18 protein-coding genes are annotated in these 25,677 nt (G+C 53.3%); 13 read left to right on the forward strand and 5 right to left on the reverse strand.

Going from position 1 to position 25,677, the window contains the following annotated elements:
- Positions 1-45: 45 nt before the first annotated feature.
- The 7 genes from ACSIPU_RS00315 (at position 46) to ACSIPU_RS00345 (ending at position 14,720) form a co-directional block, all read left to right on the forward strand.
- Positions 46-1,155: a phage tail tape measure protein gene (locus tag ACSIPU_RS00315; RefSeq protein WP_049593192.1), complete on the forward strand. Its 1,110-nt coding sequence runs from the start codon at positions 46-48 to the stop codon at positions 1,153-1,155.
- A gap of 22 nt (positions 1,156-1,177) precedes the next feature.
- Positions 1,178-1,525 carry a phage tail protein gene (locus tag ACSIPU_RS00320; RefSeq protein WP_049592032.1) on the forward strand — a complete coding sequence of 116 codons (348 nt, stop codon included), beginning with the start codon at positions 1,178-1,180 and terminating at the stop codon, positions 1,523-1,525.
- On the forward strand, positions 1,522-2,274 hold the full coding sequence (locus ACSIPU_RS00325) for a phage minor tail protein L (protein ID WP_049593191.1): 753 nt from the start codon (positions 1,522-1,524) through the stop codon (positions 2,272-2,274). The genes ACSIPU_RS00320 and ACSIPU_RS00325 overlap by 4 nt, the downstream gene beginning before the upstream one ends.
- 1 nt (position 2,275) lies before the next feature.
- The gene (locus ACSIPU_RS00330; RefSeq protein WP_049127399.1) at positions 2,276-3,010 is read left to right on the forward strand and encodes a C40 family peptidase; all 735 of its coding nucleotides are present in this window, start codon (positions 2,276-2,278) and stop codon (positions 3,008-3,010) included.
- Between the two features lie 165 nt (positions 3,011-3,175).
- Positions 3,176-3,790 (forward strand): tail assembly protein, encoded by a 615-nt coding sequence (locus tag ACSIPU_RS00335; protein WP_016807740.1) that lies wholly within the window; start codon positions 3,176-3,178, stop codon positions 3,788-3,790.
- A 61-nt stretch (positions 3,791-3,851) separates the two neighbouring features.
- A complete protein-coding gene (gene gpJ, locus ACSIPU_RS00340) occupies positions 3,852-14,165 on the forward strand; it encodes a TipJ family phage tail tip protein (RefSeq protein WP_435321465.1) in 10,314 nt (3,437 codons plus the stop codon).
- Positions 14,166-14,447: 282 nt separating this feature from the next.
- A complete protein-coding gene (locus ACSIPU_RS00345; RefSeq protein WP_004101621.1) occupies positions 14,448-14,720 on the forward strand; it encodes a putative hemolysin in 273 nt (90 codons plus the stop codon).
- Here the strand turns inward: ACSIPU_RS00345 and hslJ are convergent.
- The 3 genes from hslJ to ACSIPU_RS00360 all read right to left on the reverse strand — a co-directional run bounded on the left by hslJ (position 14,717) and on the right by ACSIPU_RS00360 (position 16,919).
- A complete protein-coding gene (gene hslJ / locus ACSIPU_RS00350; RefSeq protein ID WP_133497589.1) occupies positions 14,717-15,157 on the reverse strand; it encodes a heat shock protein HslJ in 441 nt (146 codons plus the stop codon). The two genes, ACSIPU_RS00345 and hslJ, sit on opposite strands and share 4 nt — an antisense overlap.
- 125 nt (positions 15,158-15,282) lie before the next feature.
- Entirely contained in the window at positions 15,283-16,272 is a 990-nt protein-coding gene (locus tag ACSIPU_RS00355) for a 2-hydroxyacid dehydrogenase (protein WP_004112629.1), read from the reverse strand.
- A 146-nt stretch (positions 16,273-16,418) separates the two neighbouring features.
- Entirely contained in the window at positions 16,419-16,919 is a 501-nt protein-coding gene (locus ACSIPU_RS00360) for a DedA family protein (protein WP_047719900.1), read from the reverse strand.
- Positions 16,920-17,114: 195 nt separating this feature from the next.
- Between ACSIPU_RS00360 and ACSIPU_RS00365 the strand changes: the two genes are divergently transcribed.
- From ACSIPU_RS00365 to ACSIPU_RS00375, 3 genes are read left to right on the forward strand one after another with little or no spacing between them, the layout of a single operon-like run.
- Positions 17,115-19,754, forward strand: a complete 2,640-nt coding sequence (locus tag ACSIPU_RS00365; RefSeq protein ID WP_196558093.1) for a YdbH family protein — start codon at positions 17,115-17,117, stop codon at positions 19,752-19,754.
- Entirely contained in the window at positions 19,754-19,939 is a 186-nt protein-coding gene (locus ACSIPU_RS00370) for a YnbE family lipoprotein (protein ID WP_133497590.1), read from the forward strand. Before ACSIPU_RS00365 ends, ACSIPU_RS00370 begins: the two co-directional genes overlap by 1 nt.
- Before the next feature lie 7 nt (positions 19,940-19,946).
- Positions 19,947-20,270, forward strand: coding sequence for a YdbL family protein (locus ACSIPU_RS00375; RefSeq protein WP_004112635.1), 324 nt, complete (start codon positions 19,947-19,949; stop codon positions 20,268-20,270).
- Here ACSIPU_RS00375 and feaR read toward each other — a convergent pair whose 3' ends face one another.
- The gene (gene feaR / locus ACSIPU_RS00380; protein WP_133497591.1) at positions 20,271-21,179 is read right to left on the reverse strand and encodes a transcriptional regulator FeaR; all 909 of its coding nucleotides are present in this window, start codon (positions 21,177-21,179) and stop codon (positions 20,271-20,273) included.
- A gap of 235 nt (positions 21,180-21,414) precedes the next feature.
- Here feaR and ACSIPU_RS00385 point away from each other — a divergent pair, with 235 nt between their 5' ends.
- Together ACSIPU_RS00385 and ACSIPU_RS00390 are read left to right on the forward strand one after the other, a co-directional pair.
- Entirely contained in the window at positions 21,415-22,914 is a 1,500-nt protein-coding gene (locus ACSIPU_RS00385; protein ID WP_133497592.1) for an aldehyde dehydrogenase family protein, read from the forward strand.
- A 242-nt stretch (positions 22,915-23,156) separates the two neighbouring features.
- Positions 23,157-23,627 carry a GNAT family N-acetyltransferase gene (locus tag ACSIPU_RS00390; protein WP_163525758.1) on the forward strand — a complete coding sequence of 157 codons (471 nt, stop codon included), beginning with the start codon at positions 23,157-23,159 and terminating at the stop codon, positions 23,625-23,627.
- A gap of 177 nt (positions 23,628-23,804) precedes the next feature.
- Here the strand turns inward: ACSIPU_RS00390 and ACSIPU_RS00395 are convergent, their stop codons facing one another.
- Positions 23,805-24,149 (reverse strand): helix-turn-helix domain-containing protein, encoded by a 345-nt coding sequence (locus ACSIPU_RS00395; RefSeq protein WP_004112641.1) that lies wholly within the window; start codon positions 24,147-24,149, stop codon positions 23,805-23,807.
- A 334-nt stretch (positions 24,150-24,483) separates the two neighbouring features.
- Between ACSIPU_RS00395 and ACSIPU_RS00400 the strand changes: the two genes are divergently transcribed.
- Positions 24,484-25,659: an efflux RND transporter periplasmic adaptor subunit gene (locus ACSIPU_RS00400; RefSeq protein WP_435321470.1), complete on the forward strand. Its 1,176-nt coding sequence runs from the start codon at positions 24,484-24,486 to the stop codon at positions 25,657-25,659.
- Positions 25,660-25,677: the final 18 nt, after the last annotated feature.

Below are 25,677 nucleotides of genomic sequence, written 5' to 3' on the forward strand. Positions count from 1 at the left end.
ACGTAAACCGATGAGTGGTTGGTTTATTCTCTCAGGAGAAAGTCTATGGCGAGTGAAACCAATATAACGCTGCGCGTAAATACCAGCGAGCTGGAAAAAAGTAGCCAGCTTCTTGATAAGTATCAACAGAAAGCATCCGTCGCCAACCGTAAAAGCGAAGAGCTGAATAAAACTTTTCGTGCTGCAACAGAAATACAGAAAAGGCATACGGATAGCCTGAAGAGGCTAATGCAAACGCTCCCTCTTCCTCCAGCCAGAATGGGATCCATACTTCAGGATATGGTGAAGAAATCTGAGGGTGAGACCTACAATATAACGTCTGGCCCTAAAACTTACTGGGATTCACTGGCAGGAATTGGTAGCCATCCAAAAGAGGATGTGGGTAATACGCCAAAATTTTTTCTGCAAGGCGAAAATATGGAAGAACGTCCTGACGATGATAAGAAAAAAAGGAGGGGCGGCGATTGGCTCGGCGGTTTAATGGAAGGAGTTAAAGAGGCGTGGGATAAATTCCTTAAAGATGGAGAAAACGTTCATGGCAAGCTTAAGGATTTAGCTAAAGACGCTTTTAGCTCAATGGGGAACTCACTGGTGGAATATATAACCACAGGAAAGGCGAGTTTTAATGATTTCCTGATGACCTTTCTGAAAGGGACGCTGAAGATGCTCAGCCAATTATTGTTGGTAAAAGCCATGCAGGCTTCCTTTAACGCGATGTCGAATTCCGGCATTGGCTGGGTAGCATCCATCGGTAAAGTTTTCACGGGCCATTCCGATGGCGGCTATACCGGAGACGGGGGTAAATATGAGCCGAGAGGGATTGTTCATGGCGGCGAATTTGTTTTTACTAAAGAGGCGACCTCGGCGATAGGGATTGGCAACCTTTACGCCATGATGCGCGGTGCGCAGGGGTATGCGGGCGGCGGCTATGTAGGAACGGCATCAATGCAGGGACTGGGTTCTTCTGGCGCAGGGCCACTGACCATTCAGACCTCAGTACTTATTCAGAATCAAGGCTCCGAACCGCAAGCGGTCGATAATAACGGCGCGTTAAATCGCGCCTGGCAGCAGACGATAGACCGTTCCGTTCGCGCTGGTGTGGCAAATGAATTGAGGCCTGGTGGCCTTATCTGGAATGCAAACCACGCACGTTAATTTTTTGATTCCCGGAGATGATATGGCAATAGAAACCTTTACCTGGCGAACGCAAATACAAGCGGGTCTACTGGGGGATTTTAATTATACCGTTCGAGAGGCCAGTTTTGGCGATGGGTATCAACAGATCGTAGGAGATGGCCTGCATTATGAAAAGCAAAGCTGGCCAGTGACCTTGACCGGAGATAAAGAAGAGATATTAGAAGTGCTAGAATTTTTACGGCGCCATATAACGAAGTCGTTTATCTGGAATTCACCGGTAGGGGAATCCGGGCTTTATCGTGTTAGCGCTGACACACTAAAAATTTCGCCATTATCGAGTCAGGTAATGACGGTAACCGCTACATTTAACCAGGCATATGCACCATGATTACAGCTGATTACCAAAAACTTGAACCTGGAAATGAAATACGTTTACTGGAAATTGATGGCAGCGTATTTGGCATGGATGATGTCTTATATTTCCACGGACACAGTATCGCGCATAGCGAAGCCGAAATCCTGGATGCAGGAGGGGATGAAAAACGTTTGCCTGCAAAATCTATTTGGTGGCAAGGCAATGAATATATGCCGTGGCCTTGCATTGTTGAAGGGATAGAATCCACTACCAGCGGTCGTGACGCGCAACCATCTCTGAAGGTGGCAAATATTGATGCTTCGATTACCGCGCTGTGTTTGTATTACGATGACCTGATTCAGGCAAAAGTCACTATCCACGATACGTTGGCAAAATATCTCGATGCACGTAATTTCCCTGAAGGTAATGCGTCAGCCGACCCCACGCAGGAAAAACGAAAAGTTTTTTTCATTGATGCCAAAAGTGAGGAGACTAATGAAGCAATTGAGTTTTCACTTGCCAGCCCAATGGATTTGCAAGGGATTATGATCCCAACGCGCCAGCTGCATTCTATCTGTACCTGGTGTATCAGAAATAGATATCGTACCGGTGATGGATGTGATTATATCGGTCAACGATATTTTGATATTAATAATGTGCCTGTTAGCGATCCCTCCCTCGATGTTTGTAGCGGTACGTTGTCAGCCTGTAAATTACGTTTTGGTGAGGACAACGAACTGCCTTTTGGTGGTTTCCCCGGCACCTCTTTAATTCGGAGCTAGTATGCGTCAGAAGGTTATCATGGCCATTCAGAAGCATGCGCAGGAGGAGTATCCTCACGAGTGTTGTGGTGTGATTGCGCAACGGGGACGGGTGGAGCGTTACTTTCCCTGTCGTAATATTGCGGATAATCCCCTGGATCATTTTCTCCTTGCGCCTGAAGATTATGTGCAGGTAGAAAATTGGGGTGTTGTTACGGGAATTGTCCATAGTCATCCTGATGCGACGACGCAGCCAAGCGAGTTGGACAAGGCGCAGTGTGATGCAATGTTATTACCATGGCATATCTTTAGCTGGCCGGAAGGGGATCTCCGTACAATTTTTCCGCGAGGAGAATTACCGCTACTGGAACGCCCGTTTGTGCTTGGACATTATGATTGCTGGGGATTGGTCATGAGTTATTTTCGCCAGCAGCATGGAATTGATCTGGCGGATTACAGAGTTGATTATCCTTGGTGGGAAGATAACTACCCGGATAACTTCTATCGTGATTGCTGGTATGAATGCGGCTTTCGCGAGTTTTATGGCCCACCGCAGCCTGGCGACATGGTAATTATGCAGGTACAGGCGAATAAGTGGAATCATGCAGGTATTCTTCTTGAAGGTAATATGCTACTTCATCACCTATATGGTCATTTAAGCCAGCGGGTACCTTATGGTGGTTACTGGCGAGAAAGAACAGTAAAGATTTTGCGCTTCCATAACAATGATACTGAATTGAATAATAATACTTTCTGAAAGATATTCTCTACATACTAAGGTTGATGTTTAATTCATTAATGAAAGAGTGTAATTTAAATTAGGCGGTTCGAGTCGCTTTCGAGCCAGTTCAGTGTGCGATATTATTGATGGCAGAATAAAAATTATGATTTATTCATAATGTCTGCTGCTGATGGAGTATGTATGCAAGAACATATGGTCAGAATAGAATTGGGTGGTATTCTTGGTAAGAAGTTTGGCAAATATCATTGTCGGATGGTAGCAACAGCATCTGAAGCAATAAGAGCTTTATGCTGCACTATCAATGGATTTGAAAAATTTATGAATAACAGCAAGTCTATGGGGTTAACTTATGCTGTTTTTAAAGGAAAGAGGAATATTGGAGAGGATGATATTCCTTTTCCAATTAATGATAAATTAATACGAATTGTCCCGGTCGTTATTGGCAGTAAAAAAGCTGGCGTATTACAGACGATATTAGGTGTAGCATTGATCGCGGTCGCTTCAATAGCCACTATGGGATCTGGGGGGATATTTGCCGCCATTGCTGCTGGTTCCGGTTGGGGAAGTGCCGCAATGCTAGGGGCCTCAATGGTCCTCGGCGGTGTACTCCAGATGCTTTCTCCCCAGGTTCCAGGCTTAGCTAGTCAACAGTCACCCGAAAACAAAGCCTCTTATGCATTTGGCGGAGTAACGAATACCACCGCACAGGGATATCCTGTACCGCTGTTGTATGGGAAACGTCTTATCGGCGGGGCAATTATTTCGGCTGGAATTTATGTAGAAGACCAGCAGTAGATTATCCGGCTTCTCCTATTTCAGACCACCTTACAGGTGGTTTTTTTATGGACAAATATCTATGACACAGCACCTCATTAAAGGTCGTAAGGGCGGGAGTTCAAATCCGCGAACCCCAACGGAACAGCCTGATGATTTACAGTCTGTTGCGAAAGCAAAAATTCTCATTGCGCTGGGCGAAGGTGAATTTGCCGGTGCGCTTACAGCTAAAGATATTTACCTTGATGGCACGCCGCTGGAAAACCCCGACGGCTCCCAAAATTTTAGCGGCGTTTTCTGGGAGTTTCGCCCGGGAACTCAGGCGCAGAATTATATTCAGGGAATACCCGGTTCAGAAAATGAAATTAATGTGGGAGTAGAAGTATCCAGCAAAACGGCCTGGTCCCGCTCTTTTAGTAATACACAGATTTCGGCAGTACGTTTGCGTTTAAAATGGCCATCGTTACTCAAACAGGAAGATAATGGCGATCTGATAGGGAACGCCGTCAGCTATGCCGTTGATTTGCAGACTGATGGTGGTGTCTGGCAGACGGTTCTGAAGAGCGCAGTAAAAGGTAAGACCACTTCTGGCTATGAACGTTGTCACCGTATTGATCTACCTCGGGCGACGACGGGTTGGGTATTGCGCCTGCGTAAGGTTACGGAAGACGCAAACACTTCAAAAACTGGCGATGTCATGATGTTACAAAGCTATGCTGAGGTGCTTGATGCGAAACTTCGCTATCCAAATACAGCTCTGCTTTACGTTGAATTCGACTCTCGTCAATTTAATGGCTCTATTCCAAAAATTTCCTGCAGTCCTCGCGGCCGCATCATTCGCGTTCCTGATAATTATGATCCGAAGACCCGACAATATTCCGGTATCTGGACGGGGAGATTTAAATGGGCCTGGACGGACAATCCAGCATGGATTTTTTACGATCTGATTGTTAGCGATCGTTTTGGGCTGGGGAATCGTCTTACTTCTGAGAATATAGATAAATGGACGTTATATCAGGTCGCACGATATTGTGATGAACCCGTACCCGATGGCAAAGGCGGGAACGGTACAGAGCCTCGCTACTTATGTAACGTCTATGTTCAGAATCGCAACGATGCTTATACGGTGTTGCGGGATTTTGCGGCTATTTTCCGGGGTATGACATGCTGGAGCGGCGATCAGGTGATTGCTCTGGCAGATATGCCTCGTGATATCGATTACACCTACACCAGGGCTAACGTTATTAATGGACGTTTTCAATATGCCAGCAGTAGTAGCAAAACGCGCTATACCAATGCACTGGTTTCCTGGTCTGACCCAGAAAACGAGTATGCAGATGCGATGGAACCAGTTTTTGAGCAGCCGCTGGTAGCCCGCTACGGATTTAACCAGCTTGAATTGACGGCCATTGGCTGTACTCGTCAGTCGGAGGCTAATCGTAAAGGACGCTGGGGGATTCTGACCAACAATAAAGACCGCGTGGTGACTTTTTCCGTCGGACTGGACGGTAATATTCCGCAGCCTGGCTATATTATTGCGGTGGCAGATGAAATGCTGGCGGGAAAAATCAACGGTGGCCGCACCAGTAAGGTTGACGGCTGCATTATTACACTCGATCGCAAAACGGAAGCTAAAGCCGGTGATCGACTGTTGTTAAACCTGCCATCGGGCGTGACGCAAAGTCGAACTATTGAGAGCATCGATGGGTTTGTTGTCACCGTCACTGCCGAATATGCAGAATTACCCGAAACGGAATGTGTATGGGCTATAGAATCTGATTCGCTTAGGGTCCAGCAATATCGAGTCGTAAGTGTTAAAGATAACAACGATAGTACATTTACTATTTTCGCGGCTGCTCATGATCCGGATAAATATGACAGAATTGATACTGGCGCGATAATTGATAGCCGGCCGATAAGCGTTATTCCTCCCGGGAACCAAAGTGCGCCGGATAATATCATTGTTGAGTCTTATTCCGTAGTCAATCAGGGGATGAGTGTTGAAACAATCCAGGTTAACTGGACGCCAGTTAAAAATGCCCTTGCTTATGAAGCCCAATGGCGACGTAATGACGGTAACTGGATTAACGTGCCGCGCAGCTCGACCACCTCGTTCGAGGTCAGCGGCATTTACGCCGGTCGTTATCTGGTCCGTGTCCGGGCGATTAACGCTGCAGAGGTCTCCAGCGGCTGGGCATACTCAGAAGAGAAAACGCTGACCGGAAAAATCGGTTTGCCGTCGGCACCGCTGGCGCTGACCACCACTTCCCTGCTGCATGGCGTGCAGCTGAACTGGGCGTTCCCGGAGGGGAGCGGCGATACGCAGAAAACCGAGCTGCAGTACAGTCCTAATCCCAACGGCAACGGGGCGATGGCGCTGTCTGATGTGGCGTATCCGGGTAAAACGTATCAGCAGATGGGCCTGCAGATTGCGGCGATATTCTGGTACCGCGCGCGGATCGTTGACCGTATCGGCAATGAAAGTCCGTGGACGGCTTGGGTGCAGGGGATGGCCAGCGACGATATCGGTGACTATTACGACAAACTGACCGATGCGATTAAGGACACGGAAGCCTGGCAGGAAGCCCAGCGGGATATTGAGGAGACTCATAAGGAGCTGATAAAAACCGCCGAGGCTATTCGTGAAGAAGTCGCGCAGCAGGTCACCGATATTAACCAGAGTATTGATGATTCTGCGTCTGAGATCCGCCAGCAGGTTGACGGTCAGATAGAGTCCGTCAACACGTCGATAACGGAGAATATCAACAGCGTAAATCAGACGCTCAGTGACAATATCACGGCAGTCAACAAGAGCATCACCGATGCCGTGAGCGATATTAATACCTCCGTTGACCAGCAGATCGCTGACGTTAACAAAACCCTCACCGAGGGGGATGCTGCGTTAAAATCCCAGCTGCAGGCGGTTGAAAACAGTCTGAAACAGTCCATCGCCCAGGCGAATACAGGCTGGGACAAAGCGGTAAAACAGGAGACTGCCGACCGCATTGCGGACGTCAACGCGAAAGCGGCGCAGGCGGCAGACCAGCTGCTGAATGAAACAAACGAGCGCGTGGCCGCCATTGATAATCTGCAAACGATTATTCAGGACGGCGACGAGTCACTGGCCCGTCAGATTTCTGAAATTTCCGCCGGTAGCGGGCAGCAGTTTGATTCGTTCAGTATCTGGTACTTCGATAAAGACAATGAGGGGTGGACCGAGGACGATGCCGGTCAGGTGCCGATGCAAATCACGGACGACGGCTGGCTGAAAGCACTGAACAGCACCGCCTCCTGCCGCTCACCCAACGGGCAAACTATTCCGGCTTCCTCCTATCGCACCGTCATGCTGCGTATTAAACGCGTGGGTAATCCGGCATGGAAAGGGCGGCTTTACTGGATTGGTACAGAGGAAACCGGCTGGAGTGATGCCCGCTCGGTGAATATCGCGGAGCAGGAGTTTGACGGCGATGGTATCAGCGTGGTGGCCATCTCCGATGTGAACTGGAATGCATCCGGTACGGTCCGCCGCTTTCGCCTGGATCTGGCTCAGGGGCAGAATGCTGACAACCATTTCCTGATCCACTGGATATCGGTCGGGCGCCCGGCACCGGCGGCCAGTACTGCGGCGCTGCGTAATGAGGAGATGGCGCGGACACAGGCAGATGAAGCGGAAGCGCTGAAGCGCTCCACGCTGGCGGCACAGATAAGGGGAACGACGGACAGTAACAGCCTGGCGGATCTGCGTTCCGGCCTGCTGTATCAGGAGATGAATGCCCGTATCACTGCTGATAAAGCAGAGGTGACAGCCCGGGAATCGCTGCAGACGCAGTTCAACGAGAATAAATCCTCGGTCGCGGAGGAGCTGAGTTCCCTGTCGACTGCACAAAGCGCACAGGCCAGCAAAATCAGCGGGCTGGAAACCAGTCTGGGTAAAAAAGCCGATGCAACCGCGCTGCAGTCCCTCACGCAAAAGGTTGAACAGCAGGGCACCACGTTAACCAGCCAGGGGAATTCGCTGACCTCGCTGTCTAACCGCGTCGGTAAAACAGAGTCGGGTGTGGCCGCAAACAGCAACGCCATCACGGGCCTGCAGTCCAGCGTCAGCCAGCAGGATAAAACGCTGACCAGCCAGGGCAGCGCGATCACTAAACTGCAGAACGACCTGACGACAACCAATTCAAACGTCAGTAAAAAGGCCGATGCGAGCGCGGTCACGGCGTTAACCAACCGGGTATCCGCGACGGAAGGCAACCTGACAACACAGTCTGGCCAGCTGACGATGCTGAAAAACACCCTGGCTGAAGGGAGCCTGATTAGCAATGGCGGCATGGATGTGGATCTGTCGTTCTGGGAGAACTCCGGTACCGGCTCGGCATTCACGTATGATACAGGTGAAAAAGCGCTGAGAACGACAACCGGCTCTGTCCGGGTTGCCAACGTCACGCGTATCCCTGCTGAGGCCGGGCTGACGCTTACCGTCTCATTTGAGTACAAAACATCGGAAACGATGAACAGCGTATCGTCTGATACCGTTGGTGTGATAACTGATTTGGGCAATCCTGTCGCCTGGCTATCCTCAGAATCTCCGTGGCTGAGTGGCGTGACGACCAGCTGGCAGACGAAAACCGTGGAGCTGACCATTCCGGCAGACTTTACCGGGAATTATGTCTATCTGCGGTTTGCCGCCGGGGGCTGGGCACCGTCAAACAGTGCGCGTCTGTATATCCGTAAAGTCGACGTTTTTTCGTCGACCGGGGTGTCGAAGAAGGCAAATGCCTCTGCCGTGACTGACCTGACCAGTCGCGTTGACTCAGCGGAAGGGAAGCTGGCCAGCCACAGCCAGGCAATCACAAAGCTGCAGAATGACCTGACCACCACGAACTCGAATGTGAGTAAAAAGGCGGATCAGAGTGCGCTGACGTCACTGACCGGGCGAGTGGAGAAGACGGAAAGTGGTCTGACTGCAGCGAACAGCAATATCACATCGCTTTCGGGAAGCATAAATACGCTCCGCAACCAGGGATCCAATCCGTGGTTTGATGGCTCACTGGAAAGCTACGCAGATGGTCAGCAGATTGGCGGAGCTGGAGCGACGGTTGTTTCGTCGCAAAAATACAGTGGGATGAGAAGCCTGCGGTTACGCCGTAACGCGAATGAAAGCGGCAACAGCGATAAGCAAATCGGATCGTGGGCGGTTGTCCGGGCGCAGGCCGTGTATCGCTTCGAATTATGGGCAATGATGCCAGCCGGGCAGGCGCCATCATCAGGCTGGTCAGTTGCAGTGGGTCTGCAGTGCCAGGATGAGACAGGTTCGGGGAATACATGGCCTGCGGCTATTATCATCACAGAGAATGCGCTGGAAGGGCGAGATCGCTGGGCGAAATTCACCGGCAACCTGACAGTGCCAGCAGGTAAATCGCGCGCGGTGATCTGGATGGCATGTCGCGGTGCGATCGGTACCGGGACGCCGGGGTACGATCTGTACGCGGATAATATCGTTATTACCGATATTACCGATGCAAAAGCAGCACAAGATACGGCGAGCGCAGCTGCGTCAGCGGTGGATTATCTGACGACAACAGTTTCTCAGCAGGTCGATACCCTGTCCAGTATCGGGAACCGCACCACGACGCTGGAAAACGGGTTGAAGACGATAAACAGCACCATCAGCCAGAAAGCGGATGCGAGTGGGCTGCAGACGTTACAGAACACTGTGACGGAGCATGCCAAAACGCTGACCAGCCAGGGCAGCAGCCTCACGAAGCTCGATAACAGCCTCAGCACAACACAAAATAATGTTGCTGCTATGCAAGATGATGCTGCGGCTAGCGCGGCTGTCATAGGTAACATGCTCGTTAATAGCGGTTTTGAGTTAGGGAGCAAACGCTGGACAGTCTCAGGAGCAGCGACGTTTACCACGGCCTTAGCGCCGCACAGCGGTAGCAAGATAGTGCGTTGTGGTACAGGTAAAGCGGCGATCTCACAGCGCATCAGTGTAAAATGTGGCCGGACTTACAGGATCGGCGTATTCACCCGCCGTAACGGGGCTGCAGCCACGGCAGAGCAGTCGTATCACAAGCTGAGAGTCGGTGATATCAATGGTTCGATTATTTATGCGGTGAATTTTATTACGCCGGAGTTGCCGACAGGATCAGACTGGTCAGAAATTAACGGTTCCTGGGTGCCGTCTGCAGATATGACGGTTGAGGCCGCCATCTGGTCATCGTTGTCAGCCGGAGAAATATACTTCGATGATTTTTACATTGTCGATATTACTGATGAGAAAACTATTACGGCGCATGCCGGTGCTATCAGCAATCTGACCAACCGGGTAACGAGCGCGGAAGGGAAGTTGGAGAGTCAGAGCAGCAGCATCACTAGCTTACAGAACTCCCTGATGAATTCGAACCTGAACATCACTAAGAAGGCCGATGCGTCAGCCGTCACCTCGTTAAGTAACCGGGTTTATGAAGCTGAAGGTAAGTTGACCAGTCAGAGCAACAGTATCATACAGCTCCAGGCGTCGCTGATATCCGGCAGCCTGATAGCAAATGGCGGAATGGAGTCAGACCTTTCGTTATGGGTGGATTCCGGTACAGGCTCTGCGTTCACGTATGATGTCGGTGAAAAAGCGCTGAGGACGACGACAGGCTCCATTCGTGTGGCTAACCAAACTCGGATTCCGGTTGAGCCAGACACTAAATTAACCGTTACGTTTGAGTTTAAATCCTCAGAGACGATGTCGAATATATCCTCTGACTCTGTTGGAGTGATTTCTGATCTGAATAACCCCACCGGCTGGCTGGTATCCAGTACATCATGGTTAAAAGGGGTAACGACCAGCTGGCAGACGAAAAACATTGAGCTGACCATCCCGGCAGATTTTACTGAAAATTTTGTCTACCTGCGATTTGCAGCCGGCGGCTGGGCGCCTACCGCCAGTGCACGACTTTTTATCCGTCATGTTGTCGTGTTTTCATCAAATGGTGTGGCGGGTAAAGCAGATGCCAGCGTAGTCAGTAATTTATCGTCAAAGGTTAACCAGCAGGACAAGACGCTGACCAGCCAAAGTCAGGCGATCACAAAGCTGCAGAACGACCTGAACGCAACGAACTCGAATGTGGGTAATAAGGCGGATCAGAGCGCCCTGACAGCGTTGACCGGACGGGTTGAGAATACCGAGAGCGGATTAACGGCTGCAAACAGCAGCATTAGTTCCCTGACTGGCGCTATTGTTGCCGCAAAAGCGGGAGGCGATGATTTAATCCCTAATCCAACGTTTGACCCTGCTTACAACCAGATGGGGTTTACAGTCATTGATACTTCTGCTGTGGGCGTGCCAGCAGGTTGCCCTTTTAAATATGCCGCCCGACTGGCTAGTCGCGATCATATTCCCGGGATCAATAATATTGTGGCTACTACCGGCGACGTGATCGAACTGTCCGCCTTGGTTGCCTGCGGTGCAGGTACGGCGACATTCAATTTGTATATCAGTTCTGCGTCCTCACCCTCGGCCAGTATTGCTGCTGCAAACTCTGGAGGTTCAGTTTCTGCAGCTGCAGGTAAAACCTGGGTTCGCACGACCTGGCGCTGGACCGTCACCGCTGCGGTTGCGGCGAAAGGCTATTTCAGACCTTTTCTGCAAGTTAACCAGAACACACCATTTGACACTATCTGGTATGCCACCGACTGGCATTGCCGGAATATTACCGCAGCAGCGATAGCCCAGAGAACTGCCGATGCTACAGCATCCGTTGTGGATTCTCTGACAATGAAAGTCACTCAGCAGGGTGATAACCTTACCAGTATCGGGAACCGGACCACGACGCTGGAAAACGGATTATCGACAACAAACGCTATAGTTAACAAGAAAGCGGATGCTAGCGCGCTGCAAACGTTACAGAACACCGTGACGGAGCAGAGCAAGACGCTGACCAGCCAGGGCAGTAGTCTGACGGAGCTGAATAACACCCTGAGTGATACCACGGCCAGCCAGGCTGCTGACAGTAAAATCCCCGGTAACCTGATTTCCAACGGGTCATTCGAGCGTGGTCAGGATGCATTTACCGGGTGGGGAAGCGTCGGGTCTGTTATCAGTGCGCAGTCGCCGAACTACGGCAGCAAAATCGCGATGTGTGGTGTGGGTCTTGCCACACTATCCCAGAAGGTCCCGGTAACGAAAGGCAACACCTATAAAATCGGTGTCTTTGCCCGTGCGCAGGGCGGTTCGGTCATGAATGATCAGGACAATAACAAACTGCGTATTGGTCAGTCGTCCCTGCTGTACGATCGCCAGTTTAACACCGCAGACCTGCCCACCGGCTCCTCATGGGTTGAGCTGTCCGGAACATGGAAGGCGACAGTTGACGGGATGGTTGATGTGGCGATCTACTCTTCCCTGAAGTCTGGCTTTCAGTATTTTGACGACTTCTATTTTGTGGATGTCACGGATGGAGTGAATATTACTGCCAACGCCGGGGCCATCAGTAGCCTGACCACGCGTGTGACGACGGCAGAGGGGAAAATCACCTCGCAGGGCAGCAGCATCATAAAGCTGACGAATGACCTGGCCACCACCAATGGCAACGTCAATAAAAAGGCGGATGCGACAGCGTTGACCGCACTGACTAACCGGGTAACGAGCGCAGAAGGGAAGCTGGAGAGCCAGAGCAGCAGCGTCACTTCACTGAATAACAGCATTGTGGCTACCCAGCAGGATGCGGACGCGACAAAATCAATGCCCGGCAACATGCTGGCGAACAACTCGTTCGAACGCGGTTTTGAAGGCTGGAGTAATTCCGGCTGGAGCACGCTGGCGGCGCAGAACCCGAAGTCCGGCAAATACATCATTCAGGCCACGAAGACTTCCAGCGACTACACGACCTGCGACCAGGTGATAAAGCTGACCGGCGGCCAGACGTACCGCGTGGGCGCCTGGGTGCGCAGGTCTGGCGACATGGCCATCAGCAATGCCAGCAATACCAAAATCAGCATCCGCAATAGCTCAGGACCGCTGAAAGATATTACGATCCCGGCCAGCGTCGGTACTGCATGGACTTATATCAGCGGCGACTATAAGCCAACGGCAGACGCAGAGCTGATCATCTCCCTGCGCTCCAGCCTGTCTGCAGGTTATCTGTATCTGGATGATGCATTCTGTATCGATGTCAGCGATGAAGTGGCCAATACTGTCAACGCTGCAGCCATCAGTTCGCTGACGACGCGCGTGACCAGCGCCGAGGGGAACATTACCTCGCAGGGGCAGCAGCTCACCAGCCTGCATAACAGTCTGGCGAATAAAGCGGATGCCAGCGCGGTCAGTTCGCTGACGACGCGGGTCACGAAGGCTGAAGATAAAATCGAATCAACAGCCAGCAGCCTGACCAGCCTGAACAGTACCGTCGGCACGTTATCCTCGTCCGTACAGGCCCAGGGTCAGACGCTGGCGGATACAAACGGCAAGGTCAACTCGATGTACTCCATCAAAGTTGAAACCAATAACGGGAAGAAGGTAGGCGCCGGGATCGTGCTGGGCAGCGATGGTTCCACCAGCGACATGATCCTCTATGCCGACCGTTTCTCGCTGTTTAACCGCAACAGCAAGGCTGCTGTGCCGGTGATGATTGCTGAGGGAAATGAACTGTATATCGACAGCGCAAGGATAAAAAACGGTACTATTGATATTGCAAAAATCACAGATCGACTTTCCTCTACTAATTATGTGTCCGGAAGGTACGGTTGGAGTATTACTAAGAGCGGAAGTAGTGAATTCAATAACGTTGTTGTACGCGGTGAAATACAGGCTGACACAGGTACTTTGAATAATGTAGTTATTAACGAGAGTTGTAATATCCTGGGCACCGTAAGGGCTAACAAGATTATTGGAGATGTCGGTTCGTGGGCAATCAATATTTCTCAGCATCGTTCGCGCAGAATTGCGAAAGCACAATGGGCCTGGTTCGACTTGCTTGTTGTTGATCGTCAGCCATTTGAGCAACGAGTACAGTTGTTAGGGGCGCTTCGCCAGGATGATTCAATTAATATTTCTGGTAGCGGGAAATTAACGGCCGGCATGGAATTTAGTAGTTACGAAGGTGGTTCCTTAAGCATGGGTAAACTAGGTTACAGTATTCTCATGTTGGGTACTGGCGATACTTCAGGTGGTGGCCCAATGACCTGTGCGCTCTCTATTGATGGTGTTTTATATCAAAAGGGAGATGGGAGTATGGAAATTCAGGCAATGGATTTTATCGTTCCGCCAGGTACCGGACAGACAGTTGTGCGTTATGGGTACTATTTGGACAGAAACGGTGGTATGACGGGCGTAATCTTGTCGCGTTTTCACGCGTTTGTTATGCGTAATTCGAATATTATTCGAGGCGTTTCAACCGATTAATAGTCTTAGTTTTGTTACGAAATGGGCTTTTACCAGACCAGGAGGTACTCAGTAAGTTAAATTTAATCGCCTGAAATACAAACCGAAACAATGCCCTCATTATGGATGACATAATGAGGGCGTTTTGCGTTCAAAAATTGTTGATGAAGAAAAGAGAACATAAAATTGCTAAAAAATGTTAACACAACGCATAAATACGTACTTCGCCTCTCGACGCGGCGCGCTGAGCTGCCTATTATTCTTGAGCTTGTTCATTTTAAGATGTATCTGAGGGGAGAGAAGATGCGAGCTGCGTTTTTAGTGGGATGTGCTGCGCTGTTACTGTCGGCGTGTAGTAGCAATGATGAACCTGTTCAGCAGGCAACGGCGGCGCACGTGTCGCCAGGGATGCGTGCCGCGATGAGCAGCAGCGGGCAGGCGAACTGCGCCATGGTCGGCGGCTCGTTATCCGTAGCCCGCCAGCTTGATGGCTCCGCTATCGGCATGTGCGCATTACCGAACGGCAAGCGATGCAGCGAGCAGGCGCTGGCAGGCGGAAGCTGCGGTAACTATTAATTCATCAGGTCGGCGAGCTTATACACCAGCGTCTGGTCGGCGGTTGCCAGCGTCAGCTGCGTTTCCGTCAGGTCGACCTGCGCACCGTCGCGCAGCATTTTGCTCAGTGTGGCGTCCAGCGCGCTCAGCTGCGAGTCCGTGCAGAGCATGCGGGTCATCGCCAGCTCTTCAACCTTCAGCTCGCCGTCAGAGACTTTACCCGTGCCGCTAAAGCGGTTGCACATATTGCCTGAAACGTACATATTGCCTGTAATTGGCATCTTTTCGCCAAAGCTCAGCTCCAGAGGCTTATCGGCGGCTTTCAGCAGTTGACCGTTGACGCTGGTCAGCACAAAACGGTGGTGCTGAAGCTGTTCCGCTCTGGTCGACACTTTGCTGTTATAAACGCAGCCCGATAGCAACATTCCCGCCGCCAGCAGCGCAGCAATCTTGTTCATTTAATCTCCATAAATATTTATCACATCAATAAATGAAGGGGATTGTAACTTTATCGCAGGGGATTTCTGTGGGGATTATCTGAATGTGCCCCCCGCGGAAGGGGAGCACAAAAGGGCAAGGAAAATCAGACCAGTGCGTTAGGGCAGGTTTCGCCAGCATCCACCTGACGCAGGTTGTCGAGGGTGGTCTGCGAGATACTGATCAACGCCTCTGCGGTCAAAAACGCCTGGTGACCGGTAAACAGAACGTTGTGGCAGGCGGAAAGGCGGCGGAAGACATCGTCCTGAATAACGTCGTTAGACTTATCTTCAAAGAACAGATCGCGTTCGTTCTCATACACGTCCATCCCCAGCGCGCCAATTTTCTGGTGCTTCAGGGCATCGATCGCTGCCTGCGAATCGATAAGCGCGCCGCGACTGGTGTTGATGATCATCACCCCATCTTTCATCCGATCGAACGCGGCATGGTTCAGCAAATGATAGTTCTCATCGGTCAGCGGGCAGTGCAGGGAGATAACATCGGACTCCCGGTATAGCGTTTCCAGATCGACATACTCCACGCCCATATCCAGCGCGGCGGCGCTTGGATAGGGATCAAACGCCAGCAGGCGCATACCGAAACCTTTTAGGATGCGCAGCGCGGCAACGCCAATTTTACCGGTGCCGATAACGCCGGCGGTTTTACCGTGCATAGTGAAGCCGGTCAGCCCCTCAAGGGAGAAGTTAGCATCGCGAGTGCGTTGATAGGCGCGATGAATGCGGCGGTTCAGCGACATCATCATGCCGATTGCGTGCTCAGCGACCGCTTCCGGCGAGTAGGCCGGGACGCGTACTACCCGCAGGCCCAGCTCTTTCGCGGCGTCGAGGTCAACGTTGTTGAACCCGGCGCAGCGCAGCGCGATGTACTTCACGCCGTGGGCTTTCAGTTCTTCAAGTACCGGGCGGCTACCGTCATCGTTAACGAAAATGCATACCGCTTCACAGCCGTTGGCGGTTTTGGCGGTCTTTTCGGTGAGCAGGAAGTCAAAAAATTCCAGTTCAAAGCCGTATGCATCATTGACATGCTGCAGATACTTCTTGTCGTACTGTTTCGTACTGTACACAGCGATTTTCATAAGACTTTTCTCCAGTGATAATACCGTCACGGTAGCATAATTAAAATAATCTTACAATTATTAAAAAATAGTTTAATTGCCAGGCTATAGTAATAATTCTAGAGCATATCGCTGAGTTAAGAAATCTCTTTAAAAGACAATACGTTTCACCAAAAATTGAGGCTTAAAGCGCCTGGCGCCAGCAGGATTAACGGCCACAGCAAGCCGGAACTAACGTTGGCCAGCTGGAAATGGCAGAAGGACGTCCCGCTGGCGCCGGTTACCAGCGGCACGGTGGCGCGCAGGGGGGAAAGAAAGCGGCCAAAAAAAACCGCCCATGCGCCGTGGCGGCGCAGGAACAGCTGACCGCGCGCGAGACGCTCGGCGTTAAGCCAGCGAATACGATACAGATGATGCTGGTAATGACGGCCGGTTAGCCATGACAGCCAGAATCCGCCGATTGCGCCGAGGCTGGCGCTCATCCACATTAACAAGAAATGCCCGGCGCTGGCCGAAGCCAGAGTGCCGAACAGCAGCAGACCGGAAGTTCCCGGGATCAGCAGCGAGATAACGGCGCAGGATTTGGTGAACGTCAGCAGGAAAACCATCAGTAATACCAATGAATAGTGGCCCTGAGCGTACGCCATCAGCGAGATAATTAAGTCCACAGCAGCATCCGTTTACGTTCCCGGTGGGTGACCAGTGTCGCAGGAGAAAACTAAACCCCGACTAAATGGCCTGCTGGTGAATCACAGGGCGGCGACTACGCTTAAACGGGATGGGAACTTTAACTCGCAGGTCGAACGTGCCACAATGACGGCCTCTCGGCTTTTACTTATTTCGAATCAGGATATTAGCTGCCCATGAAGGGTAAATATAAAGCCGCCATCGCGCTATTATTAGCACTCGTGCTGCTACCGCTGGCTTTGCTGTTGACGCTCACCCACTGGGTGCCCACGCTGGCTGGCATCTGGCTACCTGCGGGCACCCGAATCTCTCTCAGCGAGAGCCCGCGCCTGACGCGCTCTTCCCTGCGTATTCCGGATTTACGCTACCTGGTAGGCGACTGCGAAATCGCGCGTGTCGCTAACGCCGAGCTCTCCCGCCCCAGCCGCTGGCGTTTACATATCACTGAGCTGGATATTAACAGCGCCTGCCTGAATAAATTACCGCACAGCGAAGCCGCGCCGGGGGCGCCGAAAACCCTTGCCGAGTGGCAATCGATGCTGCCATACAGTTGGCTGACGATTGAAAATCTGCGTCTGTCGCCGTGGGAGAAATGGCAAGGGCGTCTGGTGATGTCGTTGACCCCGCAGCAACAGGATATCGGTTACGCCGGAGAAGAGGTCTCTCTCCAGGCGCGCCTGCGCGGCCAGGCGCTGACGGTCAGCGACTTTTCCGCGCGTCTGGTAGAAGGCCAGGCGCCGGTGAAGCTGGTGGGCGAGTTTCAGATGCCGCTGGTGCCGGACGGTTTGCCGGTTGATGGTCATCTGTTTAGCACTTTTGAATTTCCTCAGACACCCGGCCTTGTCGACGCCGAACTGGAGTGGCATGAGAATCGCGGGCAGCTGTTGGTCACGCCGCGTGGTGAAGTGGAGCCGATTCTCGATCTGCCGTGGGAAATCACCCCGGATCGTATCGCTATCAGCGATGGCCGCTGGCACACCGAGTATGCGGGCAATGCGTTAAGCGGTCGCGTTGCGCTTTCGGTGGGTAACTGGCAACAGGGCACCGAACAGATGAAGGTCAGCGGGCGGTTGAACGTGCTTACCCAGGGTCAGGCCGGTAAGGGTAATGCCGTGCTCAATATTGGCCCCGGTAAGCTGAGTATGGACAGCAGCGACATGCCGCTACAGCTGACCGGCGAGGCCAAACTTGGCGATCTGATTTTTTACGCCAGACTGCCCGCGCAGCTGAGCGGTCCGCTTATCGCGCCGGTCCTCAACTTTCATCCTGGGGCGCTGCTGCGTTCGCGCGGGCGGGTCATCGACTCACTGAACATCGATGAAATTCGCTGGCCGCTGGCGGGCGTCACCGTGACGCAGCAGGGCGTGGATGGCCGCCTGCAGGCCATTCTCCGCGCCCATGAGCAGGAGATGGGAGATTTTACCCTGCATCTCGACGGCCAGGCCGACAATTTTATGCCAGACCGCGGCCGCTGGCAGTGGCGCTACTGGGGCGGTGGCCATTTTACCCCGATGCAGGCGCGCTGGGACGTTAAAGGCGCGGGTGAATGGGTTGATAGCGCCATCGTGCTCAATAGCCTGTCGACCGGTTTCGATAAGCTGCAGTATGGTTCCATGCTGGTGAGCACGCCGCGCCTCACCCTGGATAAACCGATTCACTGGCTGCGCGATGAGCAGCATCCGCGACTGACCGGCGCGCTGTCGCTGGATGCCGGAAAAACCACCTTCAGCGGCGGCAGCGAACTGCCGCCGTCAACGCTGAAATTTAACGTTGAGGGTCGCGATCCAACCTGGTTCCAGTTCAATGGTTCCCTGCATGCGCAAAAAATTGGCCCCGTCCGCGTCACCGGACGCTGGGACGGCGAGCGCCTGCGCGGGCAGGCGTGGTGGCCGAAACAGTCATTAACCGTTTTCCAGCCGCTGGTGCCGCCGGAATGGAAGATGAACCTGCGCGAAGGTTCACTGTACGCCCAGGTCGCGTTCTCTGCCGCCGCCGGTCAGGGCTTTGAGGCGGGGGGGCACGGGGTGCTCAAAGGCGGCAGCGCCTGGATGCCGGATAACCAGATCAACGGCGTCGATTTCGTGCTGCCGTTCCGCTTTAGCGAAGGCATCTGGCAGCTTGGCACCCGCCATCCGGTTTCGCTGCGCATTGGCGAAGTCGTCAACCAGTTTACGGCGCGCAATCTGACGGCAGATCTTCAGGGAGCCTGGCCCTGGAGCGAAGACGCTCCTTTACAGTTGAGCAACGTCAGCGTCGATATTCTCGGCGGCAAGCTGACCATGCAACAGCTGCGGATGCCGCAGCACGATCCGGCGCTGCTGCGCCTGCAGAACATCTCCAGCAGCGAATTAATTAGCGCCATTAAAGTGAAGCAGTTCGCCGTTTCCGGCCCGTTCAACGGCGCGCTGCCGCTGTGGCTGGATAACGATAAATGGATCATTAAGGACGGCTGGTTCAGCAATCCGGGGCCGATGACGATGCGCCTGGATAAAGACACCGCTGACGCGCTGGTGGCCGACAACGTCTCCGCCGGGGCGGCCATTAACTGGCTGCGCTATATGGAAGTGGCCACCTCGTGGACGCGGATCAATCTCGATAACCTCGGCGTACTGACGCTGAAGGCGACCATCAGCGGCACCAGTCGGGTAGAGGGCAAAAGCAACACGGTGCACTTAAACTACTCCCATGAAGAGAATATTTTTGACCTGTGGCGCAGCTTGCGTTTCGGCGACAATCTGCAGGCGTGGCTGGAGCAGAACGCCAGACTGCCCGCCCAGCGCTGCCAGGACAGTCATACCTGTAAGGAACAACAATAATGATCAAACTATTCACCGCTTTTCTGGCAACCATTCTGCTGGCGGGCTGTACGCCGCGTATTGAAATTGCGGCGTCGAAAGAGCCGATCACCATCAATATGAACGTCAAAATTGAACATGAGATTCATATCAAAGTGGATAAAGACGTTGAGAATCTGCTGAAAAACCGTAGCGATCTGTTCTGAGGCGATGATGAGAAAACGATGGTTAATCGCGACGCTGGCGCTGGCGTTGTTGAGTACTCAGGCGCTGGCGTTAACCCTAAGCGAAGCGCGTCAGCAGGGGCGAGTCGGCGAAACGCTGAACGGCTATCTTCAACCGCTGCGCCAGGATAAAGAAACCCTGGCGCTGGTTAAACAGATCAACGCCGCCCGCAGCGACAGCTATCAGCAACTGGCGGACGACAACAACCTGCCGGTGGATCAGGTGGCGAAAATGGCCGGGCAGAAGCTCGTCGCCAGGGCGCAGCCTGGCGAGTATGTGCAGGGCCTTAACGGCAAATGGCTGAAAAAATAGCTATCGGCAGCGCTTGCGATACTCCCCCGGCGAGACGCCGAAGCGCTGCTTAAAGGCGGTGGAAAAATGGCTATGATCGCTGAAACCCCAGCTGTAGCCGATCCCCGCCAGCTTTTCATCATCATGGGCGCTTTCCAGCGCGCGGGCGCAGAGATCGAGCCGACGATTCTTGATATATTGCGCCACCACCAGCCCCTTTTCCGCAAACAGGCGGTAAAGACTGCGCACCGACATACCGGTTTCGCCGGCCAGCCACTCCGGGCGCAGATGTTCCGCCTGAATCGACTCATCGATTAACGCCATGATTTTCTGAAACTGTTTATCGCGCCGGGTGGGCTGGGCCTCCTGATGGTGCAGCATGGGGCGTAGCAGGCAAACAATCGCCTCCAGCGCCGCTTTGCTTTCGCTTGCCGATAGCTCGGGGCTGTTCATGCTCTCATGCAGCAGCCGCTGACTGAGCTGGACCATCGGCAGGTTTTTTGCCAGCCGGGTGGCAATGCTGATTTCACTGCCGCGCAGCTGCTGTTCCAGCAGCGACCTTGGCAGCAGCAGGGAAGCCTGACGCGAGGTTTGCTGCCAGATTATTGAACAGGGGCGAGAAGCATCAATCAGGGTGATATCGCCGATCTCCAGCATCGCCTGGCGACCGTCCTGCTCGATTGTCGCCTGACCTGAGAGCTGGAAGACGGTATAAAACCAGGCGTCGTTATCGCGCTGGATCTCCTGCCGGGTACGGTAGAGGTTGATGCCGCGAGCGGTTACCGTGCTGACTTTCAGGTCGCCCGCATAGCTGGCGTCTATCTCACCGTGAAAATTATCATCCAGCGGGCGAGCGGCGAACTGGCCGCACACCTGATTGATTTTGGCTAACCAATGCTGGTAATCCTGTCCACGATTTGCCGTACTCATCGCGCATCCCTTGTAATGGTAATGTTTATGCATTGTTGCATTTATGATGCCGGAGACAAGGGTAAAAGGCGGAGTATATGAAAGAACTATTACCTGCTGCACATTTTTTGTGCGCGAAATCCCCTTAATTGCGGCGCCTGTCACAGCGGCAAAAGCGAATGTCACAGAGAAAAAAGCGTGAATCGCGCCCCCGGCATAGACTGAAACCACTATCCGCGAACAATAAGGAAGGGGTATGTCCACATCAGAGGTCGCGCTACTCGCCAGCGTACAGCAGTTTTTAGACAGGCAGCATGGTTTATATCTCGACGGCGCACAGCAGGCGGCAGAGAGTGAAAAGCGCTTAACCGTCTGGAACCCGGCAACCGGCCAGGCTATCGCCAGCACCGCGGACGCCAGTGCCGCCGATGTCGATCGGGCAGTCATGTCTGCCTGGCGCGCCTTCGTATCCCGCAGCTGGGCAGGGCGAACGCCCGCCGATCGCGAACGTATTCTGCTGCGCTTCGCCGATCTGGTTGAGCAGCATGGCGAAGAGCTGGCGCAGCTGGAGACGCTTGAACAGGGGAAATCGATTAATATTTCCCGGGCCTTCGAAGTGGGCTGTACCCTGAACTGGATGCGCTATACCGCCGGGCTGACCACTAAAATCAGCGGACGGACCCTGGACGTGTCGATTCCCTTCCCGCCGGGTGCGCGCTATCAGGCGTGGACCAAAAAAGAACCGGTGGGGGTTGTCGCCGGGATCGTACCGTGGAACTTCCCGCTGATGATCGGCATGTGGAAAGTGATGCCCGCGCTGGCTGCAGGCTGTTCTATCGTCATTAAGCCGTCGGAAACCACGCCACTGACCCTGCTGCGGGTAGCGGAGCTGGCAACTGAAGCCGGCGTGCCGGACGGCGTCTTTAACGTGGTGACCGGTAGCGGGACCGGGTGCGGTGCGGCGCTGACCTCTCACCCACACGTCGCTAAAGTCAGCTTTACTGGATCAACGGCGACAGGCAAACAAATCGCCCGCGTCGCCGCCGACCGTCTGACCCGGGTCACGCTGGAGCTGGGCGGTAAGAACCCGGCTATCGTGCTGAAAGATGCCGATCCGCAATGGGTTATTGAGGGACTCATGACCGGTAGCTTTCTCAATCAGGGGCAGGTATGTGCCGCCAGTTCGCGCATTTATATCGAAGCGCCGCTGTTCGATACGCTGGTGAGTGGCTTCGAGCAGGCAGTGAAGACGCTACAGGTGGGGCCAGGCATGCTGGAGAGCAGCCAGATTAACCCGGTAGTGTCTCAGGCGCATTGCGCCAAAGTGGCGGCCTATCTTGATGAAGCCCGTCAGCAGAAGGCAGAACTGATTAGCGGTAATATAGGGCCAGATGCGCAGGGATACTATATTCCCCCCACGCTGGTGATTAATCCCGACGCCGGGCTGCGCCTCAGCCGGGAAGAGGTTTTCGGCCCGGTGGTAAACCTGGTGCGCGTGGCCGACGGCGAAGAGGCGCTGCGCCTGGCCAACGACAGCGATTTTGGCCTGACCGCCAGCGTCTGGACCCGCGACCTGAGCCAGGCGCTGAGCTATACCGATCGCCTGCAGGCGGGAACGGTGTGGGTTAACAGCCATACGCTGATCGACGCTAACCTGCCGTTCGGCGGCATGAAGCAGTCCGGCACCGGCCGTGATTTCGGTCCCGACTGGCTGGACGACTGGTGCGAAACGAAGTCGGTCTGCGTGCGCTACTAGCGGCCTGTCTTCCCCCGGTGGCGGCTGGCGCCCTACCGGGGTTACAGGCGTGCAGTTTGTGAATTCTGCTGCTATGCCTGTGAAAAACCTCGCTGCACAATACCTTTTTTAGTTCGTTACCTGTTGATGTCACTCAGAGCGTTAGGGTGGCTAATGCAGCAGGTATTCAGTGATTGCAAAGCGTTTGTCTAACACATAATGTAAATATATTGTGATAATAAAATTTGCAGGGTTCAGGTCTTATGAATATCAAAGTTGCAAACACTGGAAACGCAGAGGAGTGCTGGGCGCTAAGGAATCAAGCCATTCGGTTTGGATGTAAGGGCAGTTATAGTGATGAGGTTATCAGCGCCTGGACGTCAGATTTGATGCCGGATGGATTTCGCGAATTAATGACCAAAGAATTTTTTTTCATCGGGCAAGATGATGAAGGAAAGATCATCGCTACCGCACTCCTTGACGTGGCCACCAACACTCTGAAAGCCTTCTACGTTCTCCCCGAGCTCCAGGGGAAAGGCATCGGGACCAGATTCCTCTCTGCACTTCTGGATGAGGCGAGGAAGTCAGGAATGAAATGTCTGGAGTTATCATCTACGCCAAATGCTCGTTTTTTTTATGCCAGCCGGGGTTTTGTTTTAATCGGCGAAAAAGCGTATACATCCTCTGTCACGGGGACAGACCTACTCTGTTTTGATATGAAAATGGTGCTTTAACGAATTTAAAATTTTCTAAGGTATCATGGCAACGCTGGCAGTAAACCCCGCCGCTAGTTCAATCCCTTCCGGTACCTTTGCTAAGTGAATACGCACAGGCCCTCGCTTTGCAGGCCGCACCGAGATAAAGCCGGGATTGACATCCGGCAGCCCCAGCCGCCCGTTTCTTCATAGGCATCATCGCTGCGTCTCCGCGCTGCCGATGCTGCGTCGCCATGCGCCGGGCGCCTGGCCGAACTGACGCTTGAAGCTGCGGTTGAAGGACTGCTGGGAGTCAAAGCCGAGGGCGATCGCCACGTTCAAAATCGGTTCATCGCTGTGGGCTAAGCGCTCGACCGATTTTTGCAGCTTTTGCGCGCGAATATACTCGCCGAGAGGATAACCGGTATGCTCTTTGAATATCCGCTGCAGGTGCCATTTCGAATAACCGGCGCGCCTGGCGACGGTCTCAATATCCAGGCGGCTATCAAGATTGTTGTCGATCCAGTCGAGTAAATCGTGAATGAATGCGCCAGTGTTCATCTGGTTCCCCCCGCGCAGCTTAGAAAAAGTATTTGTGTTTGTTGCATTTAAAAATGGATCGCTTTTAGACTAATTGCAAGTTTTATTGTTGCATTTAAAGCCCTGGCAGTATTGCGCCATTTCTCAAAGTCGGGAATAGCACATAAAGTGCAACAATTATTCTTGCACTAAATTAAGCGCCTTCCTACAATCGCCGCGAATAGTGTATTCGCAACTGTTACATTTTTGTGGCGATGATCGACACAAATAGCCTAAAGCCTGTCCGGGCAAAGGAAGTGGCGCGGCGTCTCCCGCTGCGTCTTGCCCGGCGGCTACCCATATCGGAATAAAAATAATGAGCCTGCAAAAAAACTGGGGTAACGTTCATCTGACTGCGCTGGGCGCGATACTCCTCTCCACGCTCCTTGGCGGGTGTGATGAGGGGGCCGCGCAAAACGCCGCGCCGCAAGCGCCTGTGGTGAGCGCCGCTGACGTGGTTGTGAAATCCATTAGCCAGTGGGACAGCTTTAATGGGCGGATTGAAGCGGTGGAAAGCGTCCAGCTTCGCCCCCGCGTTTCCGGCTACATTGATAAAGTGAACTACGTCGATGGCCAGGAAGTGAAAAAGGGGGAGGTGCTGTTCACCATTGATGACCGTACCTATCGCGCCGCGCTGGAGCAAGCGCAGGCGACGCTGGCGAGAGCCAAAACGCAGGCTAGCCTGGCGCGAAGCGAGGCTAGCCGCACCGATAAATTAATCAATACCAACCTGGTCTCCCGCGAAGAGTGGGAGCAGCGCCGTGCGGCGGCCACCCAGGCGCAGGCTGATATTCGCGCGGCGCAGGCGGCGGTTGACGCCGCGCAGCTTAATCTGGACTTTACTAAAGTGACCGCGCCTATCGATGGCCGCGCCAGCCGCGCGTTGATCACCAGCGGGAACCTGGTCACCGCCGGCGACAGTGCCAGCGTACTTACCACGCTGGTATCGCAGAAGACGGTTTACGTCTACTTTGACGTGGATGAGTCCACTTACCTTCACTATCAACATCTCGCCCGCAGCGGGCAGGGCGCGTCCAGTAATCATCTGGCGCTACCGGTAGAAATTGGCCTGGTTGGCGAAGAGGGATATCCCCATCAGGGCAGAGTGGATTTTCTGGATAATCAGTTAACGCCGAGCACCGGCACGATCCGTATGCGTGCGCTGCTGGATAATGCCCAGCGTCAGTTCACGCCTGGACTGTTTGCCCGCGTCCGCCTGCCGGGCAGCGCCGAATTTAACGCCACGCTAATCGACGATAAAGCGGTGCTGACCGATCAGGATCGCAAATATGTTTATGTGGTTGATAAAGATGGGAAAGCGCAGCGTCGCGACATCACGCCGGGACGCCTGGCCGCCGGCTTACGCATCGTGCAGAAAGGCCTGAATCCGGGCGATAGAGTCATCGTCGATGGGTTACAAAAAGTGTTTATGCCGGGGATGCCGGTTAACGCGAAAACCGTCGCCATGACCACCCGCGCCGCCCTTAACTGATCCCCTATCTGAGAATCC

Origin of the sequence: Klebsiella sp. HN106 (genome assembly GCF_051209435.1) — a bacterium.
Classification (GTDB): domain Bacteria; phylum Pseudomonadota; class Gammaproteobacteria; order Enterobacterales; family Enterobacteriaceae; genus Klebsiella; species Klebsiella oxytoca.